Here is an 18,412-nt window from a genome sequence, read left to right on the forward strand (position 1 = left end):
GGTCATCTCACGGGCGGATCGAGCCGGAAGGCCTGCCCCTCATGCCGGATCCGGCCGACGGTCGGCGCGGCGAAATGGGTGCCGATGACGAGCATCTCCTCGCGCGCCCATTGTTCGAATGTCGTGCGGCGGGTGCTGGCCGCTGCTTCCGGGTCGAAATCGAACGGCGTGTACCAGTCGGGTTCCGCCATCTGGCAGGGGTGATGGGCCATGTCCCCGGTGATTACGGCGCGCTGCCCCCGTGATTCGATCATTACGCTGACATGGCCTGGCGTGTGCCCGGGCGTGGGCACCAGCCGTATTTCGTCGCAGATGCAGTGATCCATCTCCACCAGGTCGACAAGGCCCGCCTCCACCACCGGCAGTACCGAGTCAGCGAAATGTACACGATCATGCTCGTCGCCATGCGCGGTCCAATGGTCATATTCCAGCCGCCCGAACAGATAACGCGCCTGGGGGAAGGTCGGGACCCACCGGCCTTCGACCAGCATAGTGTTCCAGCCGATATGGTCGAAATGCAGATGGGTGCAGATCACTGCGTCGATCCGATCGCGCGCGAAGCCTGCGCGCTCGATATCCTGGAGAAAGGAGGTGGCGAGCATCGTGCCCAGCGCCGCCCGATTCTTGTCATTGCCGATGCAGGTGTCCACGACCAGCGTCTTGCCCGGCGCTTCGACGATCAGCGCCTGGATGGCGAAGAGCAGCTCGTCCGCCTGATTGACGAAATGGGGGTAAAGCCAGGCATGCCGGCGCAACCCTTCGGGCGTCGCGGACGGGATTAGGCCGTTTTCCGGGATGCAGGAAACCGTCGTTTCCATCTCGATGATGCTGGTGACACGCACGTCGCCGACCTGCCAGCGCTGGAATCCGTCCTTCTGCCCGCTCATCTCCTGCTCCTCCTCCTGTGCTCAGGCCGCGTCTTCCAATATCATGTCGGCCGCCTTTTCGCCGATCATGATCGCGGGGGCATTGGTATTGCCCGAAGTGATGCGAGGCATCACCGACGCGTCCGCGACGCGCAGGCCCTCCACCCCCCGCAGCTTGAGGCGCGGGGTCAGCGGATCCTGCGCATTGCCGCCCATGCGGACGGTGCCGACCGGATGCGCGACGGTAGAGGTGGTGTCGCGGATATAGGCGGCCAGATCCTCATCGCTGATCCTGCCGGAGCCCGGTTCCAGTTCACCCGTGACGATCCCTTCCAGCGCCGGCATCGCCGCGATCTTCCGGATCTGCCGTAGCCCTCCGATCAATATCTGCATGTCGCGTTCGTCGGACAGATAGTTCATGTCGACCCGCGCGCGCTTGGCTGGATCATTCGACTGGATGCGTACATTGCCGCGGCTGTAAGGGCGCGTCTGGATCGCCGATATCATCATGCCCGGGAAAGTGTCGGTCGTCACATAGCCGGGCATGGGCAGCAATGAAAAGGGCCGCATCGCCAGCTGAAGATCGGCGCGCGGCAAGCTGTCATTCGATTTGATGAATGCGCAGAAATGCGCGCTCGATGCGCCGAGCAGGCCGCCGCCCGTGACGATCCATTTGGCCAGCTCCACGGCCATGCGCGGCGTTGAGCGCAGCTTGTGATTGAGGCTGTAGCGGCGGCCCGCGACGCCGAACTTTACATGCGCGAACATATGATCCTGCAAATTCTCACCGACCATCGGGCTGTGGACCAAGGGCTCGACGCCGATGGCTTTCAGATGCTGAGCGTCGCCGATGCCGGAATGCTGGAGGATATGGGGCGAGCCGACCGCGCCAGCAGACAGCACGACCTCCCGCCTGGCGCGGAAGGGGCCGGTCCCGCCGGGCAAGGCAACCTCCACCCCCGTTGCGCGGCCGTTCTCGATAAGGATGCGGCGGACATGTGCGTCGGTCAGAATGGTGAGGTTCTGGCGCCTGCGGCGGATGGGCTGGAGGAAGGCGCGCGCGGACGATTGCCGTCGACCGCGATGGATGGTGGCGAGCTGATAGCCCACGCCGTCCTGATGGCCGCTGTTTACATCCTCGTTGAAGGGCAGGCCGAATTGCTGCATCGCCTCCATTGCCCTACGCGAAGTGAGCGGCAGGTCGTCGATCCAGCTGAGCTTGAGTTCGCCGGTGCGGCCGTGAAATTCGTCGCTGCCGCCCCGGCCGAGATTTTCCGATTTCTTGAAGTAAGGCAACACGTCGTTCCAGCCCCAGCCGGTGCAGCCTGCGTCATCGCGCCAGCCGTTGAAATCCTCCTTCTGGCCGCGAATATAGATCATCCCGTTGACCGAACTGCCGCCGCCCAGCGTCTTACCCTGGATCAGGATCATGTCGCGCCCGCCCGTGCTCTGCGTCGCCAGGATCGGATCGTACCAGGCGAAACCGCCATGTTGCAGGGTGCGCATGAACGCCATCGGGACGTTCATCCAGAAATATCGGTCCTTGCGCCCCGCCTCGAGCAACAGCACATTATGTTTGCCCGACGCGGTCAGTCGGTTGGCGATTACCGCGCCCGCTGATCCGGACCCGATGATGATATAGTCATAGTCGGTTTGCATGACGCGCTCCGATTTCGGGATTTGCAGAAGAGGTTTGGCCGCCTAGAGCTTCACGCGCACCGACTTTGTGTGGGTGTAATAATGCAGGGCCGCCATGCCCTTCTCGCGGCCGTAGCCGCTATTCTTGTATCCGCCGAAGGGCAATTCGATGTCGGCGCCGCCCCAGTCGTTAATCCCCACGGTGCCCGCCTCCAGCCGCGCCGCGACGCGATGGGCTCGGGAAATGTCCCGTGTCCATATCCCGGAATTCAGGCCATAGTCGGTATCGTTAGCGATCGCGATCGCCTCCTCCTCCGTGGCGAAAGGGATCACGGACAGGACCGGCCCGAATATCTCTTCCCGTGCGATGCGCATGTCATTGCGAACGTCGGCATAGATGGTCAGTGGCAGAAACCAGCCGCCGCCCCAATTGTCCTGCCGCACATTAGGGCCACCCGCGACCAGCCGCGCCCCATCCTGCGCCGCGATGTCGAAAAAGGCCTGAACCTTGTCATATTGGGCGCGGGTCATGATCGGCCCCATTAAAGCGTCGGGTTCCGGGCCGATCTTGACCTTGGCGGCGGCGGCGACCAGCGCCTCCACGAATTCTTCCTGGATGGAGCGCTGGACGAGCAGGCGCATGCCGGCCGAGCAGACCTGCCCTGCATTAGCCGACGCGGTGCGGATCGCGCCCTGGACGGCGGCGTCGAAATCGGCGTCCTCAAAGACGATGTTGGGCGACTTGCCGCCCAGTTCCAGCGTCAGCGGAATGATCCGGTCGGCCGCGATATGGCCTATCTCCCGCCCCGCCCTTACGCTGCCGGTGAAGGCTACCTTGCGGATGAGGGGATGGCGGACGAGCGCCGCGCCCGCCTCGTGGCCGAGGCCGGTTACAACGTTGAAGAGGCCGGCGGGCAGGCCGCACTCCTCGACCGCCGCCTTGGCGAGCTTGAGGGCCGTGCCGGAGGTGAATTCGGACGGCTTGGACACTATGCCGTTGCCGACCACCAATGCCGGAGCCAAGCCGCGGCTCAACTGGTTCATTGGCCCGTTCCAGGGTGTGATGATACCAACGACGCCATAGGGCTCATGGCGCGTATAACAGTGATAGCCTTCGCCTATGTCGATGCGTTCGCCAGCCGGCAGATTGCAAAAGCCGGCATATATTTCAAAATAATCCGCACAGCCCTGAATCTCAAATGGGGCCATCCAGGCCGGTTTGCCGGTCTCGCGCCGCTCGATCTCGGCGAATTCGTTGACATGGGCGCGGATATAATCGGCGATGCGCATCATCACGCGGGCGCGCTCGATCGGGCGAAGCGCGGCCCAGGCCGGCTGGGCAGCAGCGGCGGCGCGCACCGCCGCATCGACATCGGCCGCCGTTGAGCGCACCACCGTGCCGCATTTTTCGCCGGTAGCGGGTGAGAAGACGTCGATCCGTTCGTCGGAAGCCGCCGGCACGATTTTGCCACCGATCACATTTCCGCCTGTTTCCAGCATATTCACCTTCCCGTTCTTCGAACTGAGGCAATCGAGAAGCACAAAACTTGATGGGTCGGCGGACCATAAGAGGTGGGAAGGCCGTTGCTCGCCATGCTGAACCTCTTCTGCAGAGCAGAGCCGCCGACGCTGGTGCGCTATAGTCTATCCTCGTGAGGTATCCGTATGTACGTACAATGTAAAGTACGGTACGTTGGCGGGACGCGGAAAGCCAACAAATCGCCAGCTTGTGCCCTTGGCTGGCATCGGTAAGTATATGACACGAAGTGAACAAGGAAACTGGATGACTGGCCTTACCCGCAAGGAAGGAGCTGCGCTGCACCATCAGCTGTTCTCGATATTGCGCACGGGCATTTTGTCTGGACGCTACGCCGTCGGGGATCTGCTGCCGAGCGAGGAGTGGCTTGCGGAAAATTACAATGTTTCCCGCGCGACCGTCCGCCGGGCCATGCAGACGCTACATGCGCGCGGCATGATCGAGCGGTGTCCCGGAGTGGGTACTCGGGTTCTGTTGTCGAAAGAACTGACTCCCGCCGTTTCGACCGGCCTGGACTTCGGCGATATCGATGTCGGGGAACTCGCCACGCAGAGCTTCGAATTCATCACGGCGCCGTCTGACGTTGCTGCCCAATTGGGCCTGCCGTCCGAGACAACGGTGCTGCGTATCGTTCGCTTGCGCAGTCACAACGGATTGCCGGTCCGGGTCACCAGTCATTATATGCCTCGCCAACTCGGTGAATGTCTTAAACCCGACATGCTGGGGCAGAAGATGGTCGTGGATGCTTTGGCCACGCTGGGGGCCGTGGGGCAACACGCAGTGGTGACGATCGGCGCCGTTATTGCCGACGCGGCTGACGCCGGCATGTTGCAGATCGAGGTCGGCACGCCGCTGATTGATCTGACCCGCGTCGTCCGAACGGAAGAAGACGAGTGCGTGCTGCTGCAACACACGCTGATCCCGCCGGAGCGGCAGAAGCTGGTGATAGACGTCGTCCGCGACGAGGAAAGCTCCTTGCCCGTGCTGGGTATAGGTCGTCATGTCCGTGCAAGGGGGGCAGAAGCGGTCGACTAGACGCGAACCCGGCAAACCCGCGCCGGGGCGACGGCAGCTAGCGGAGAAGATGATGCTCGGCAGTCGGACTATCGATGAGAACGTTGCGCATACCGAAAACATATTGGACGCCGCCGAACGCAGCGCGCGCGGTGGGGATGCCGAGGCCCGGGCGATGGTCAGGGCCTGCCTGCTCGACTGGACTGCCTGCGCCATGTTTCCTTGGTGCCGATGATCGTGGCGTTGCGCCGCGGGTAAGGCGACGCTAGATCGCGATTCCGGCCGGCTGACGCCGGGGCAAGGGACTGAATTTTTGCGCGACGCAATGACTTCGAAAGCCACGAACCCTGCGCCTGGCCGAGATACGGCTGGCCCCGCCGGGGAAGGTCGGCGACTTCGCCCGGCCGTGAAACTGCCGGTCCGGATCGCGCGGCAGATGGAGGATCGCGTCGTCGCGGAAGGCTGGCCGGTTGGTCATCGCATAGGGAGCGAGGCCGGGCTGGCAGTGGACATGGGCGTGTGTCGTCACACTTTGCGGGAAGCGGTGCGCATCCTTGAGGTGTCAGGCCTCGTGGAATCCCGCAAGGGCAAGAATGGCGGGCTGTTCGTCGCCGCGGACGCCTGTAATTTCGCCTGCAAGACCTTCAGCAACTATCTCGAGTTCGTTCAAGTGGATGTCGATGAACTCAGCGCAATCCATCGTGCGCTGACGCATTTTGTTATCGACCAGGCGATGGCGGTACTGTCGCAGGCGCAGATCGTGACGCTGCGGCGGCAGATCTCGGACCTTTCCATCCTTTCCGCGCCGGAGCAGATTCCCGCTGCGGAGGATTTGCATCATGCGCTGCTGGACGGCGTGGGCAATCCCGCGTTGACGCTGTTCGTCCGCGTGCTCAACAGGATGATGCTCGACGCGTCCATCTTCTCGACCTTGAGCGATGAACAATGGGTCGAAATGCCGCACAGGCTGGTCAATCTATTGGTGGATAAGCTGACCGCCATATTGGATGGCGACCGCGACAAGGCCTTCGCGATAAGCGAGGCGTATGTCCAAGGCTGCGCCGCGCTGTTCGAGGCGTCCTCCTTGGCCGACCGGCAGCCGCTCGACGAGGGTGCCACCCAGCGTGCCTATGACTTCCTGCCCCGAGCCAAGCCGCTCAAGAAGGCCGAGCGGGTCGAGCAGGCCATACGCGATCTGATATTTGCGCAGGGCTGGCCGGTCGGCCGTAATCTTGGCTCTGAAGCCGAACTGGGCGCGCGGTTCGGCGTGGGACGATCGGTCCTGCGTGAAGCACTGCGCTCGCTTGAGCAGCTTGGCGTGATCGAAATGGGACGCGGCGGGCGCAGCGGGCTGCGGGTCATCTCGCCCGACCCGGCGGCGGTGATCGAAACCTGCCGCCGTCATCTGCGACGCGAGCGGCTGGATGCCGGGCAGTCATTGCGGTTACGCGCCGTGATCGAAGCCACCGGTTCGCCGGCTCCTGCGCGGATCGGACCGTTGCTGCTCAGCATCCTGGCCTGAAGGGGGTAAAGCGTTATCTCAGCGCTCCCGTCCCACTCCCCTGGAGCCCGCGGGCAATGAGCCCGTCCGCTAGCATCCTGCTGCCGGCGATCGCAGGCCGAAAAGAGTTACCGGTATCTGCCATTGCGGGTTGAATATACTGACCGTCTAATAGTATGATATTTTCGCCCGGGGAGGAATCATGCGTCAAAGGCGCACTACCCCATCATATCTAAGGAGAGCCTGATGAGCGTAGCCACCCTCCAGCGGTCGCCCGTTGCCCACCCTGACAGATTCTTCATCGACGGCCAGTGGGTGGCCCCGTCAAGCAGTGCGACGATCGATGTCATCAACCCGACCACGGAAGAAGTCTTCCTGACCGTGGCGGAGGCGCAGAACGCCGACATCGACCGCGCCGTCGATGCGGCGCGTCGGGCGTTCGACAAGGGTCCATGGCCGCGCATGACGCCAGCCGAGCGCGCCCATTATCTGCGCGCGATCGCTCAGGAGATCAGCGCGCGCATGGGCGATATCGGTGACGTGTGGACCAGCCAGATGGGCGGACTGCGGGCGCAGGCGGATGGCATGATTCATCATGCTGCCTTCAACTATAATTTTTATGCCGATCTGGCGGATAGCTTTGTCTTCGAGGAGGTGCGGCCCAGCATGAATCCGGGCAAGACCGGCATGCTGGTGCGGGAGCCGGTAGGAGTGGTTGCGGCGATCATTCCGTGGAACGGGCCGGTCGCGCTAACCTCCAACAAGGTCGCTCCTGCGCTGCTGGCCGGCTGCACCATCGTCGTGAAGCTGTCTCCCGAAGCACCGGGCGAGGGGCTGATCCTCGCCGAGATCTGTGAGAAGGTTGGCCTGCCCGCCGGCGTGGTCAACGTGTTGACCTCCGACCGAGCCGCGTCCGAGCATCTGGTACGCAACCCGGCCGTGGACAAGGTCAGCTTCACCGGGTCGAGCGCGGCGGGCAAGACGATCGCGTCGATCTGCGGCGAGCGGATCGCACGCTACACGCTGGAACTGGGCGGCAAGTCGGCCGCCGTGATTCTCGACGATTATGATCTGGGTGCGGCTGCGAAGGCGCTGGCGCAGCAGTCTGTCAACTTGACGGGGCAGGTGTGCGCCTCACTCACCCGCATCGTCGTGCCGCGCCATCGCCACGACGAGTTGGTAGAGGCGATGGCTGCCACCTATTCCGCGATCCGGGTGGGCGACCCGTTCGCCGAAGGAACAGAGATGGGTCCGCTCGCCATGCGCCGCCAGCGCGACCGTGTGGAAAGCTACATCGAACAAGGCCGTCAGGCCGGCGCACGGATCGCCGCGGGCGGTGGTCGCCCGGCGCATCTCAACCGCGGTTTCTTCGTCGAGCCGACCGTCTTTGCCGACGTCAGCAACGACATGGTGATTGCGCGCGAGGAGATTTTCGGGCCCGTCGCCAGCGTCATCCCGGCCGATAACGAGCAGCATGCCATCGACATTGCCAATGACACGGTATTCGGCCTCAACGCGGCGGTCTTCACCCATGACAACGACCGTGCCTATTGGGTCGCGCGCCAATTGCGCTCCGGCTCGGTTGGTCACAACGGTTTCTTTCTTGACCCCTCGATCGCGTTCGGCGGGTTCAAGCAGTCGGGCATCGGTCGTGAAGGCGGGGTGGAAGGGCTTTATCCCTATCTGGAGACCAAGACGCTTATCCTGGACGGTGCGCCTTCGAACAGCAAATGATGGGGCGGCTCGGCCCTGTTCATCATGTGATCGAAGGGCGGAGCAAACCGGTGCTGCTGATGGTGCACGGGGCGATGTGCGACCATCATAATTGGGATCGGCTCGCGCCGCATCTGGTGGAGCGCTTTACTATCGTGCGCATGGATATGCGCGGCCACGGACAGTCGCCCGGATCGGCGGACGACTGTTCGATGGGACAGTGGGCAGACGACATCAACACGCTTGTCGAAAGGCTGGACCTGGGGAAAGTCGTGCTGGTGGGGCACAGCCTGGGCGCGCGCGTCGTGGCCGAAGCGGCGGCGCGCGCACCCGACAGGGTCGCGGGCGTCGTGCTGGTCGATGGCAGCCGCCTGACGTACGCAGAGGTGGAGGAGGCCTCCTCCGCGCCGCGTGCCATCACCAGCTTCGACCTGCTCGTGGGTCCCTATGCCGACGCCGACATCCGCGCGGAGATCCGAGCGAGCATCTCCCGCCGGTCGCGGTCCTTGTTCGAGGAGATCGCCGATGACCTTAAATCCTGGGACGGTGCGCGAGCACAAGAGGTCTATTCCAGTATGGCTGCCGCCCGCATGCCCATGCTCGTTATTCAGAGTACCTATCATGATCGCGTGACGTCCCGCTACTCCTTAACGCGGGCGGAGGAGCGGTCGCCCTATCTCGACTATCTGGCACGTACGGTCGAGCATGCCGCCATCCATGTTGTTCCAAAAGCGGGTCATTTCCCCATGATGGAAAAGCCGGCGGACGTCGCCGCGCTGATCGCCGACTTCGCTGGGCGGCTCCGCGAGATTTGAAGCCGAGGAGGGGCCGGCAGCATGCGCCGCACTCCAATTGCGGCTTGCAGATTTAAGTCGATCGGCGCAGGCCGTCGGCATGAAGAATGAACGAGCCCGGTCACCGATGGCTAAGAGACCGAAGAACAAGACTGACACCGATGACGACAGTGCAGGGCGTTTCTATTCGGCTTTGCTCAGCATGTCGGTCCCCGACGACAGTCCGCAGACCTACAGGCGCAAGGTTCTCGGCCAGTTGCAAGCCATTGCAGCGCTCACACGCTCGCGCAGCAAGAGTTCCGCCGACCTGACGGGACAACATCCCACTTCCCACCTGATCACGGTGCTGGCCTATCGCGTCAATGAGGCGCACCTCATCAAGGTGCGCGAACTGCAACGGGGCTTGGGCTTCACGGCCGGCGGAATAACCCGCCGACTGGATGCGATGGTTCGGGAGGGGCTGGTCGAACGCCTGCCGGACCCGGAGGATGGTCGCGCCCTGTTGGTACGCCTGACCCCGGCCGGCGTCGATCTGGCCCAATTTCTGCTCAAGGATGCGGATCATCGCAGTCACGCGCTGGAGCAGACGTTCACGCTGGAGGAATGGAAAATGCTGAGTGACCTGCTGCACCGTTTCGAGAAGGCGATCGAATGAGCGGGTCCGCATGTCAAAATGATTGACTCGTCAACTAAAATTTGTGAAGCTCTCCATGAAGGTCCTCGCTGCACGAGAAGCGGGACAGAAGGAGAGACGAAATGGCGAGCGCAGCCGAAACCCTTGAAGTGAACGCCGAAAACAAATGGCGTCTGGAAACCCCCCATCCGGTGGGTTGGGCGCGCACGCCTCGTCCCAACGCGAATAAGCAGAAATATTTCATCTGCTCGGTCGATTCGCACATTACCCCGCCGATGGATCTCATTCCGAGTCGGATCGACGAGAAATATCGCGGCTATCTGCCGCGCATGGAAAATCGCGAGGATGGCCAGTATATGATTGCCGAAGGGCGCAAGCCCTTCAAGGTCATATCGGCCGATTTCCAGGGCGAGGACATGTACCGCGCCAAGGCTGCGGTGATGACGCATGATACCGACGCGGGCATGCAGGTGCGGCTCACCGACATGGATTATGACGGCATCGACGCCGAAATCTGCTTCCCGAACGGCCCTGCGCTGGCCGCATATGCCGCGCCGAGCGAAGTGGCGATGGCGGCGTTTCGCATCTATAATGACTGGGCCGCCGAAGTGACCGCCAAATACGGCAAGCGCTGCAAGGTTGTGCCGACCGCCGTCACGTCCGATATCCCAGCGGCCATCGCGGAGGTCGAGCGCATCGTCAAGATGGGTCTCGACATCATCGCGCTGCCGACAGACGCGGGCCGGGACAAGCCGCAATATAATCACAAGGATTATGATCCGCTCTGGGCGGTCATCGAGGAAGCGGGCATCCCGATCGCCATGCATGTGGCGACGGGCGACGACCCCCGCCGGGTGCGCGGGCCGGGCGGGGCGATCATGAACCGGGCCTATTCGCACGAGATGATGGTCCACCCGATCGCGGCATTCTGCAGCGCGGGCGTGCTGGACAAATTCCCCAAGCTGCGCTTCGCCTGCGTGGAGGGCGGCGTGGGCTGGATTCCGGCGCTGCTCGACCTGATGGACGAGACTTACAAGAAGCATCATTTCTGGTGCTTCCCCAAGCTCAAGCAAGGGCTGCCGAGCGAATATTTCCGCTCGAACGCCATCGGCTCCTTCCAGGAAGATCGGGCCGGCACGCTGCTGGTCGAGCCGTACGGCCTCGAAAACAACTTCTGCTGGTCCAACGACTATCCCCATCATGAGGGCACCTGGCCGCATTCGGGCGCTGCGATCGAACGCGACTTCGCCCATCTGCGGGAAGATACGCGGGCCAAGATCCTCGGCTTGAACGCTGCGAAGTTCTTCAACTTCGAGATTCCTCAACCACTGATCTGAATTGTGGCGGAAGCCGGGCTGCTAAAGATGTGGCCCGGCTTCTCTACAGATGCATCTGTCATGATCGCTCGCTGCAACGGGTTCTGGGCAGGTCCCGGTGTGGGAAAGACAACTCGCGTACAGACATTCACTGCGTGGCAACTGTTGCCGTGCCTCCCGACATGGTGCAGATCATCGCCGTATTATGTAAGTACAATTGAACAGCCCTGCGGCCAGCGCGGGCGAAGATAGCAGGGCGGTGGGTTGCCTTCCGTTCGGTGGAAGGGAAGCATGGATAAGGACATTAGAGGCAAGGTCGCGATCGTGGGCATAGGCCACACCGCGCAGGGTGAGTTGCCGGGCCAGTCGCCCGAACTCAATTCAGTGCTGGCGATCAAGGAGGCCATGAGAGATGCGGGTATCGACCGCTCCGCTCTCGACGGCTTGATAACCTGCAAGTCTGTCCAGGGCACGAACACCGATTGCCAGGTCGGGCCTCTGCTGGGAATCAATCCTCGTTACGCGCAGACGCTCGATTACGGCACCTGCAATTTCTCGATCCACCTTGCGGTTCAGGCGATCGTGACCGGCATGGCGGATACCGTGGCGCTCTGCTATGGGGCCAATGCCCGCACTGCAAAATTTCCGTTCGGCTTTACCGCGCCCACCTTGGCTGGCGCGTCGGGGCTCATGCATGTCGGCGGTCCAGCCGCGCTCGCGCTTCAGCGTTACAAGTCGCTCTACGGCATGACCGATGAGGAATTCGGTTATATCGCCGTGGGCGCGCGCGAATGGGCGCGGCGCAACCCCGTCGCCCTGTTCCGGGATCCCATGTCGATGGCGGACTATCTGGCGATGGATTATCTGATCGAGCCGCTGCGCCGCCCCGATCTCACCATGATTTCCGATGGCGGCGTCGCTCTGATCCTGACCAGCGCGGAGCGGGCGGGGGATTTTCCGAACAAACCGGTCTATATCCTTGGCATGTCGGAAGCGTCGCAGATCCGGGGTGAGTTCACGCCCAGCTATCTCGACCGCGAATTTCTTGGCCTTGCGTCGCAGCAGATCTGGAATTCGACCGGCATGACCCAGTCCGACATCGACCTGCTCTACATCCAGGACCCGACAGCCTTCTGGGTGCTCCAGATGATCGAGCATTTCGGTTTCGCGCCGCTCGGCGAAGGCGGCAAATGGCTGGCGGAAGGGCATACGCTTCCCGGTGGCAGCCTGCCGCTCAACACCAACGGCGGTCAGCTGTCCGAATGCTATATGTGGGGCTGGATGCACATCGTCGAGGCGGTGCGCCAGCTGCGCGGGGTCGCCGGCCCCGAACGGCAGGTATCGGGCGCGGAAATCGCCATGTACCTGTCCACTCAAACCTGGTTCAAAGGAGGGGCGTCGATCATCTCGACGCATAAGGGATGACAGAAACAGCCTATAGCAAGCCGGTGCCCGACCTGGACGATCCTGCCATGGCGCCGTTCTGGACGGCCGCCCGAGACCGCCGCCTGACCGCGCAGCAGTGCACCGCCTGCAAATCCTATCGCTATCCGGCGCTGGAGATTTGCCCGACATGCCTCGAACAGGGGGCGAACTGGGTCGATGTATCGCAGGAGGGCACGGTCTGGAGCTTTGCAACCTATCATCGCGCTTTCCATCCCGGTTTCAAGGACGAGCTGCCCTACGTCGTCGCCATCGTAGAGAATGCGGACGGAGTGCGTTACACCGGTCGCATCCTTGGACCGCGCGACGGTTTGGCCGTCGGGGCGAAGGTTCGCGCACGGTTCGTCGATTGCACCGATCGCTTCACACTCCCCGCCTGGGAACTGGTCGCCGCCTGAGCGCTCCCGATGCATGGCAAAAGGGTGGCGGTCGTTCACATGCCCAGGAACCGAACCGTCTCCTCCAACGGCGCTCTGCTGGTGCGCAGCCTATTGACGATCGCATCCGGGTCTGCGTAGCCGATGGCAAGTCCACAGGCGAGGACATGGTCGTCCGCGATCCCCAATGCTTCGCGCACGGTGACGCCGCCATGTGACCATGCGCCCTGCGCGCAGGTCGATAGGCCCGCCTCTTCCATAAGCAACATCACCGTCTGCAACCAGATTCCAAGGTCGGCCCATTGGGCGACGCCCATGAAACGCGGAATGTGGCAGAACATGATGCAGGGCGCGTCGAAGCCGATCCAGTTTCGGGCCGTCTGCGCATGCCGCGCTTCCCTGTTTTCCCGGCCGATGCCCAGCGTGCCGTAGAGTTCGGCTGCATTCTGCCGCCGACGCGCCATCCACGGGTCGGGCAGGGCATCAGGATAGCTGGCATATTCCGAATCAGTACGACCAGCCGCGATCCCGTCGGCGACCTTGCGGAGCAGCTGTTGCAACGGTTCGCCCGCGACGACCACGGCATTCCATGGCTGGACATTGCCGCCCGACGGAGAGAAGCGCGCCTGATCGAGTATCTTCTCGACAATGTTCCTCGCGACTGGTGTCGGCAGAAACGCCCGGACGGATCGCCGCGCGGCCACCGCCTCGCTCACGTTCAATGTCGCCTCCTCCTCTCAAAGATCTCGTGGAGCCGCGCGTCGAATCAGCCTTGACGATTACCCGCGTCCGCCTTGGTGGGCGATGCCCGCGCGAACCGCGATCTCGCTGGCGGCCTCGCCGGGGATCCCTCCCTGTTCGGTCGCGCCGACCCCGACAATGGCCGTCTTTGCCAGGCTCATAGCATCCTCTCCCTTCTCGGCCAATCAGGCCGTGCGCGCCGCGCGAACCTCCGCCGCCAATTTGGGCAGGAGTGTGCGCAAATCGCCCACGATCCCCAGATCGCAGAAGGACATGATCGGCGCGTCCTTGTCAGTGTTGATAGCGACGATGAGGCCCGATTTCTCGATCCCGATCTTGTGCTGAATCTGACCCGATATGCCGCAGGCGATGTAGAGGCGGGGGCTGACCACCGTGCCGGTTTGTCCCACCTGCATTGCGCGAGGTGCCCAACCCATGTCCACCAGCGGGAGGGAGACGCCGACCGTACCGCCCAGCGCATCGGCCAGATCGCGCACCAGATCGAGTTCGTCCGCGCTGCGCAGACCGCGCCCGCCCGACACGATGATATCGGCGGTATCGAGTGCGGCGGCGCCGGTGTCGGCGCCGGGGAGCAGTTCGATGGCCACGCGCTCGGGCAGGTCGGTTGCAGCCAAGGCGACTGCCTCGATCGGCGCCATCTGCGTGCCCGGCTCGGCCGGTGCGCATTCATGCGGGCGGAAGAGCGCAACCGCCAGCGCGGATGTCCAGGTCGCGGTCGTGCGCATGGCGTCGCCATGGGTCGCCCGGATAGCGCGCAGGCTGTCGCCATCCTGCTCAATGGAGGTGAGCCCTCATTGAACCGAGGCGTCAAAGCGGACAGCAACCTGCGCGGCAAGTTCGGTCGCGAGGACGGATGTTGCGAGCGCGACGGCCGCAAAGCCGCGCTGTGCGATCAGATCGCCGATCAGCGCGGCGCGTCGTTCGGGCGCGAGCGTTGCAAAGCTTTCGCTTTCGGCAACCAGGACGCCGGCGCAGCGATGGCACGCAACCGCCTGCGCGACCTCCTGTATGGACGAGCCGCAGACGAGCGCCCAGCTTTCCAGACCCTGCCCCGCCAGCCGTTCCAAGACGCCCAGCGAGTCCGGTGACGGGCCGCCGTCGGTCAATTCGATTGGGATGAGCGCTTTCATGCCAAAATCCTGTGGTCACGCAGCAATGCGATAAGTTCGGTCGCCGCCTCCTTGTCGGATACGAGGCGCGGATCGCGCGTGACCGGCGCAGGCGCGATATCGGTGATCTGCGTCTGCGACAGGACGGGCGCCGCATCCCCGAACAGGTCGGCCAGCGTGATCAGCTTCACGGGCTTTGCATTGGCCTGCGCCCGTCCCTTGAGCGAAACGCTGCGCGGCTTGTTGATCGAGTCATTGACCTCTACCAGGCAGGGCAGGGCGCAGGAGAGGGCATGATTGCCCGCCTCCGCCTGGCGCACGCCGCTGGCGCGGCCATCGGCAATGTCGAGCGAGCGCAGTTGCCCCAGCGCCGGCAGGCCCAGGCGGGCGGCCGTCATCGCCACGAGCAGCGCGCCGTCAATGTCGCCGCTCCAAGGGCTGAAGAGCGTGAGGTCCGGCGCCTCCTGTTGCAGCAATGCGGCGAGCACGCGGCTGATCCCGGCCGTGTCGGCATCCGCCAGCGCGGGATCGGACAGAAGGATGGCGCGGTCCGCGCCCATGCCCAGCGCCTGGCGCAGGCCGCCTAGCCCCTCGCGCGCGCCGATCGAGACCAGCACGACCTCGCCGCCCAGCCGTTCACGGATGCGCAGCGCCTCTTCCACCGCATGGGTGTCGAACGCGGGCAGGACCGAGGGGAGGGTGCGGCCGACGCGCTGGAAGGCGTCGGCGGCATCCACCGCCGCCCCGGTCATCATCTTGATGCAGACGGCGATCTTCACGCGTTCGCCCGTGATCGGCTGATACCCGCACCGGCGATGCGGCCGAAGGTGATGGCGCGCAGCACCGATGTGGCGGCGGGATATTCATGATAGAAGAGCCCTGCGATCTCGCCGGCGGCATAGAGGCCCGGGATCGGCGTGCCGGTTCCGGTCAGGACGCGCCCCTGCGTGTCGGTCTTGATCCCGCCATAGGTGAAGGTGATGGCGGTGGTCAGCGGGTAGGCGAAGAAGGGCGCGCGATCGAGGGGATAGGCCCAGTTGGATTTGGGCGGCTCGATGCCGACGGTGCATTTGCCGTCGAGCCGGGCGGGATCGAACTCGCCGGGCTGAACCGCTCCATTATAGGAATCGATCGTCGCGACCAGCGCGTCCGGCTCGATGCCCAGCTGCAGTGCGAGCTCCTCGATCGTGTCGGCTTCGATCGGCGGCTGGTCGGTGTCGAACAGCGCCAGCAGATGCGGGTGATCGTGAACATGGCGATCGCCGATGAAGAAGGCGGCCTGGTTCTGGTTGCGCCAGATTTCGTAGCCGATGAGTTCGAAGGTCGCGTCCATCGTGTCGCGCCCTTCGTCGAAGAAGCGCTGGCCTTCGGCATTGACCAGGATACCATAGGGACAGCCATAGATCACGGCATCGGCGCGATCGGTACGGCTATCCACCGCCTCGGCATGGATGCCATCGAACTGGCCGGCGGTGCCCGCGCCGATGTCCATCGCCATGCGGATGCCCGCGCCGCGATTATATTTGATGCCCGGTGCGATGAGCCGGAGATCGCAGGCTTTGGGCCCAACATATTGGGTCAGCATCTCGGCATTGCCCTCGAACCCGCCGCAGGCGAGAATGACGGACGGGGCATGCAGTGTCTTGAGCAGGCCGTCGGGTCCGCGCACCACGACGCCCGCCACGCGGCCCGCGTCGGACAGGGTGAGCCGCACCGCCTCGGTCTCATAATATATCGACCCCATGCCTGTCGCCTCGAAGCACCGGGCGAGATTCTCGACGATCGCATGGCCGCCGCCGTTGGGCAGGCTGATCATGCCCTGCATGGTCGCCGCGATCGGCGATCTATGCTCGATCAGTTCGACGCCATGATCGGTCAGGAAGGTGAGGCTGTCGCGGGTCTCTCGCTCCAGGGTCGAGCAGATGTCGGCATCGGCCAGCCCCTTGGACAGCTGCGCCGCCAGGCCCACCCAGAAGGGGTCGAGCCCGTCCTTGATCGTGCCGCGCAGGCCTGCGGTGGTCCAGCGGGTCGCGCCGCCGCGCTCGTCCTGGGGCGCGGCCTCCAGCACAGCGATCCGGGGCGAGCGCCCTTCCTTCTGCTCCGCCTCGGCAAAGCTCACCGCTGCCGACAGGCCGGCTGCCCCGCATCCCACGATGACCAGATCGAATGTTTCGCCCTGCGCCATGCTCACTCTCCCGTCTGTTTCATTTTAACCGTGATTGACCCAGACGCTCTTCACCTCCGTGAAGGCCTCGAGGGCCTCGATGCCGGTTTCCCGGCCAATGCCGCTCGCCTTGAAGCCGCCGAAGGGGATGGCGTGGGTGCCCACGCGATAGGTGTTGACCCAGACTGTGCCGGCCCGCACTGCCTCGATCATGCGGTGCGCGCGGGCGAGGTCGCGGGTCCATACACCTGCTGCCAGGCCAAAGCGGGTATCGTTGGCGATGCGGATTGCCTCGGCCTCGTCTTCGAAAGGGATGACCACTGCGACGGGCCCGAAAATCTCTTCTAGGATCAGGCGCGAATCAGGCTTGGCATCGGCATAGATGGTCGGCTGAACGAAGAAGCCGGGATGGTCGGGCCGTCCGCCACCTGCGACCACCGACAGCCCCTCTTCGCGCGCGCAGTCGAAATAGGCCGAGACCTTGGCGAGCTGGGGCCGGTTGGACAGCGGTCCCATCTGCGTTTCGGGATCGAGCGGGTCGCCCCAGCGCACATTTCTGGCCGTCGCGGCCAACTGCTCGACAAACCGGTCATGGATGCTGCGCTGCACCAGGATACGCGAGCCCGCATTGCAGGCCTGCCCGGCAGTCGCAAAGAGGCTGAGGACCGTCCACTTCAACATCTCGTCGATGTCGGCATCCTCGAACACGATGTTGGGCGACTTGCCGCCCAGTTCCAACGACACGCGCGCATGCCGCTCGGCCGCGACCTTCGCGATCTTCGCGCCTGTGGCGCCTGATCCGGTGAAGCCGATCTTGTCGACCAGTGCATGAGAGATCAGCCAGTTGCCGACCTCTCCGGCGCCGGTCACAACGTTGAGGACACCGGCAGGAATGCCCGCCTCGATAGCGAGCTTCGCCACCAGCAGGGTGGAGACGGGCGTGAATTCCGAAGGCTTGACGATGACTGAATTGCCTGTCGCGAGGGCAGGAAACAGCTTCCATCCCAACAGGTTGAGCGGCGTGTTCCAGGGGGTGATCGCGGCGACGACGCCGATCGGCTCGCGCCGGGTCCAGGCGCTGTAGCCCGGCATCGGCATGTCGATCGTATAGCCGTGGACCGTTTCGGCGAGCGTGCCGAAGAAGCGGCAATCCTCCGCGAAGGCCAAGACGCCATAATACATTTCGGAGAATAGCTTGCCATTCTCCCGCACCGCCGTGAGGCCGATGTCACGGGCATTGGCTTCTATGAGGTCGGCGAACCTGCGCAGGACGGCAACCCGCTGTGCCGCGGGCTTGCGCCGCCAGACGCCCTCTTCGAACGCGCGGTGCGCTGCCCTGACCGCGCGGTCCACATCCTGCTCGGTCGCAAGCGGCACCTGTCCCCAGTCCTGACCGCTATAGGGATCGGTGCAGGCGAATGCGCGCCCATCCGACGCCTGCACCAGATTCCCGTCGATCAGCATATCGACGACCGGCCCCGCATCGCTTGCCCATTGTTTACGGATATCGGCAAAATCCTGCTGGTTCATGCCACGCTCTCCTG

18 protein-coding genes are annotated in these 18,412 nt (G+C 63.7%); 8 read left to right on the forward strand and 10 right to left on the reverse strand.

Annotated features, from left to right (window positions below):
• Positions 1 to 2: 2 nt before the first annotated feature.
• Genes J3E64_RS09400 through J3E64_RS09410 form a run of 3 tightly spaced genes read right to left on the reverse strand, consistent with a single transcriptional unit; the run spans position 3 to position 4,004 of the window.
• Entirely contained in the window at positions 3 to 887 is an 885-nt protein-coding gene (locus tag J3E64_RS09400; protein ID WP_253342433.1) for an MBL fold metallo-hydrolase, read from the reverse strand.
• A gap of 21 nt (positions 888 to 908) precedes the next feature.
• The gene (locus J3E64_RS09405) at positions 909 to 2,525 is read right to left on the reverse strand and encodes a GMC family oxidoreductase (protein WP_253342434.1); all 1,617 of its coding nucleotides are present in this window, start codon (positions 2,523 to 2,525) and stop codon (positions 909 to 911) included.
• A gap of 42 nt (positions 2,526 to 2,567) precedes the next feature.
• On the reverse strand, positions 2,568 to 4,004 hold the full coding sequence (locus J3E64_RS09410; protein ID WP_253342436.1) for an aldehyde dehydrogenase: 1,437 nt from the start codon (positions 4,002 to 4,004) through the stop codon (positions 2,568 to 2,570).
• 235 nt (positions 4,005 to 4,239) lie between these two features.
• On the opposite strand from J3E64_RS09410, the gene J3E64_RS09415 reads away from it, so the two are divergent.
• From J3E64_RS09415 to J3E64_RS09450, 8 genes are all read left to right on the forward strand, one after another.
• Positions 4,240 to 5,076, forward strand: coding sequence for a GntR family transcriptional regulator (locus tag J3E64_RS09415; protein WP_253342438.1), 837 nt, complete (start codon positions 4,240 to 4,242; stop codon positions 5,074 to 5,076).
• A gap of 385 nt (positions 5,077 to 5,461) precedes the next feature.
• Positions 5,462 to 6,577 carry a GntR family transcriptional regulator gene (locus tag J3E64_RS09420; RefSeq protein ID WP_253342440.1) on the forward strand — a complete coding sequence of 372 codons (1,116 nt, stop codon included), beginning with the start codon at positions 5,462 to 5,464 and terminating at the stop codon, positions 6,575 to 6,577.
• A gap of 225 nt (positions 6,578 to 6,802) precedes the next feature.
• Positions 6,803 to 8,290, forward strand: a complete 1,488-nt coding sequence (locus tag J3E64_RS09425; protein WP_253342442.1) for an aldehyde dehydrogenase — start codon at positions 6,803 to 6,805, stop codon at positions 8,288 to 8,290.
• Positions 8,287 to 9,084: an alpha/beta fold hydrolase gene (locus J3E64_RS09430; RefSeq protein ID WP_253342444.1), complete on the forward strand. Its 798-nt coding sequence runs from the start codon at positions 8,287 to 8,289 to the stop codon at positions 9,082 to 9,084. Before J3E64_RS09425 ends, J3E64_RS09430 begins: the two co-directional genes overlap by 4 nt.
• Positions 9,085 to 9,190: 106 nt before the next feature.
• Positions 9,191 to 9,718, forward strand: a complete 528-nt coding sequence (locus J3E64_RS20660; RefSeq protein ID WP_301287213.1) for a MarR family winged helix-turn-helix transcriptional regulator — start codon at positions 9,191 to 9,193, stop codon at positions 9,716 to 9,718.
• A gap of 101 nt (positions 9,719 to 9,819) precedes the next feature.
• Positions 9,820 to 11,034 (forward strand): amidohydrolase family protein, encoded by a 1,215-nt coding sequence (locus J3E64_RS09440; protein ID WP_253342446.1) that lies wholly within the window; start codon positions 9,820 to 9,822, stop codon positions 11,032 to 11,034.
• A 270-nt stretch (positions 11,035 to 11,304) separates the two neighbouring features.
• Positions 11,305 to 12,438 carry a hypothetical protein gene (locus tag J3E64_RS09445; protein ID WP_253342448.1) on the forward strand — a complete coding sequence of 378 codons (1,134 nt, stop codon included), beginning with the start codon at positions 11,305 to 11,307 and terminating at the stop codon, positions 12,436 to 12,438.
• A complete protein-coding gene (locus J3E64_RS09450) occupies positions 12,435 to 12,854 on the forward strand; it encodes a Zn-ribbon domain-containing OB-fold protein (protein ID WP_253342450.1) in 420 nt (139 codons plus the stop codon). Before J3E64_RS09445 ends, J3E64_RS09450 begins: the two co-directional genes overlap by 4 nt.
• 35 nt (positions 12,855 to 12,889) lie before the next feature.
• On the opposite strand, the gene J3E64_RS09455 is transcribed toward J3E64_RS09450, so the two are convergent.
• From J3E64_RS09455 to J3E64_RS09480, 7 genes are all read right to left on the reverse strand, one after another.
• Positions 12,890 to 13,549, reverse strand: coding sequence for a nitroreductase (locus J3E64_RS09455; protein ID WP_253342452.1), 660 nt, complete (start codon positions 13,547 to 13,549; stop codon positions 12,890 to 12,892).
• Positions 13,550 to 13,612: 63 nt separating this feature from the next.
• The gene (locus tag J3E64_RS20665; protein WP_301287215.1) at positions 13,613 to 13,735 is read right to left on the reverse strand and encodes a hypothetical protein; all 123 of its coding nucleotides are present in this window, start codon (positions 13,733 to 13,735) and stop codon (positions 13,613 to 13,615) included.
• Positions 13,736 to 13,759: 24 nt separating this feature from the next.
• Positions 13,760 to 14,320: an electron transfer flavoprotein subunit alpha/FixB family protein gene (locus J3E64_RS09460; protein WP_253342454.1), complete on the reverse strand. Its 561-nt coding sequence runs from the start codon at positions 14,318 to 14,320 to the stop codon at positions 13,760 to 13,762.
• A gap of 66 nt (positions 14,321 to 14,386) precedes the next feature.
• Complete coding sequence (locus J3E64_RS09465; RefSeq protein WP_253342456.1) at positions 14,387 to 14,725, reverse strand: hypothetical protein; 339 nt, start codon at positions 14,723 to 14,725, stop codon at positions 14,387 to 14,389.
• Complete coding sequence (locus tag J3E64_RS09470) at positions 14,722 to 15,483, reverse strand: electron transfer flavoprotein subunit beta/FixA family protein (RefSeq protein ID WP_253342458.1); 762 nt, start codon at positions 15,481 to 15,483, stop codon at positions 14,722 to 14,724. Before J3E64_RS09470 ends, J3E64_RS09465 begins: the two co-directional genes overlap by 4 nt.
• Positions 15,480 to 16,889: an FAD-binding protein gene (locus J3E64_RS09475; protein ID WP_253342460.1), complete on the reverse strand. Its 1,410-nt coding sequence runs from the start codon at positions 16,887 to 16,889 to the stop codon at positions 15,480 to 15,482. Before J3E64_RS09475 ends, J3E64_RS09470 begins: the two co-directional genes overlap by 4 nt.
• 24 nt (positions 16,890 to 16,913) lie before the next feature.
• A complete protein-coding gene (locus tag J3E64_RS09480; RefSeq protein ID WP_253342462.1) occupies positions 16,914 to 18,398 on the reverse strand; it encodes an aldehyde dehydrogenase in 1,485 nt (494 codons plus the stop codon).
• Between the last annotated feature and the right edge of the window lie 14 nt (positions 18,399 to 18,412).

It is taken from the genome of Sphingobium sp. OAS761 (assembly GCF_024168485.1).
Classification (GTDB): Bacteria; Pseudomonadota; Alphaproteobacteria; order Sphingomonadales; family Sphingomonadaceae; genus Sphingobium.

What these genes read in the sequence shown, in the direction of transcription:
- J3E64_RS09400 (WP_253342433.1), bottom strand. Translation starts at nt 887, where the DNA reads ATGAGCGGGCAGAAGGACGGATTCCAGCGCTGGCAGGTCGGCGACGTG.
- J3E64_RS09405 (WP_253342434.1), bottom strand. Translation starts at nt 2,525, where the DNA reads ATGCAAACCGACTATGACTATATCATCATCGGGTCCGGATCAGCGGGC.
- J3E64_RS09410 (WP_253342436.1), bottom strand. Translation starts at nt 4,004, where the DNA reads ATGCTGGAAACAGGCGGAAATGTGATCGGTGGCAAAATCGTGCCGGCG.
- J3E64_RS09425 (WP_253342442.1), top strand. Translation starts at nt 6,803, where the DNA reads ATGAGCGTAGCCACCCTCCAGCGGTCGCCCGTTGCCCACCCTGACAGA.
- J3E64_RS09430 (WP_253342444.1), top strand. Translation starts at nt 8,287, where the DNA reads ATGATGGGGCGGCTCGGCCCTGTTCATCATGTGATCGAAGGGCGGAGC.
- J3E64_RS20660 (WP_301287213.1), top strand. Translation starts at nt 9,191, where the DNA reads ATGGCTAAGAGACCGAAGAACAAGACTGACACCGATGACGACAGTGCA.
- J3E64_RS09440 (WP_253342446.1), top strand. Translation starts at nt 9,820, where the DNA reads ATGGCGAGCGCAGCCGAAACCCTTGAAGTGAACGCCGAAAACAAATGG.
- J3E64_RS09445 (WP_253342448.1), top strand. Translation starts at nt 11,305, where the DNA reads ATGGATAAGGACATTAGAGGCAAGGTCGCGATCGTGGGCATAGGCCAC.
- J3E64_RS09450 (WP_253342450.1), top strand. Translation starts at nt 12,435, where the DNA reads ATGACAGAAACAGCCTATAGCAAGCCGGTGCCCGACCTGGACGATCCT.
- J3E64_RS20665 (WP_301287215.1), bottom strand. Translation starts at nt 13,735, where the DNA reads ATGAGCCTGGCAAAGACGGCCATTGTCGGGGTCGGCGCGACCGAACAG.
- J3E64_RS09460 (WP_253342454.1), bottom strand. Translation starts at nt 14,320, where the DNA reads ATGCGCACGACCGCGACCTGGACATCCGCGCTGGCGGTTGCGCTCTTC.
- J3E64_RS09465 (WP_253342456.1), bottom strand. Translation starts at nt 14,725, where the DNA reads ATGAAAGCGCTCATCCCAATCGAATTGACCGACGGCGGCCCGTCACCG.
- J3E64_RS09475 (WP_253342460.1), bottom strand. Translation starts at nt 16,889, where the DNA reads ATGGCGCAGGGCGAAACATTCGATCTGGTCATCGTGGGATGCGGGGCA.
- J3E64_RS09480 (WP_253342462.1), bottom strand. Translation starts at nt 18,398, where the DNA reads ATGAACCAGCAGGATTTTGCCGATATCCGTAAACAATGGGCAAGCGAT.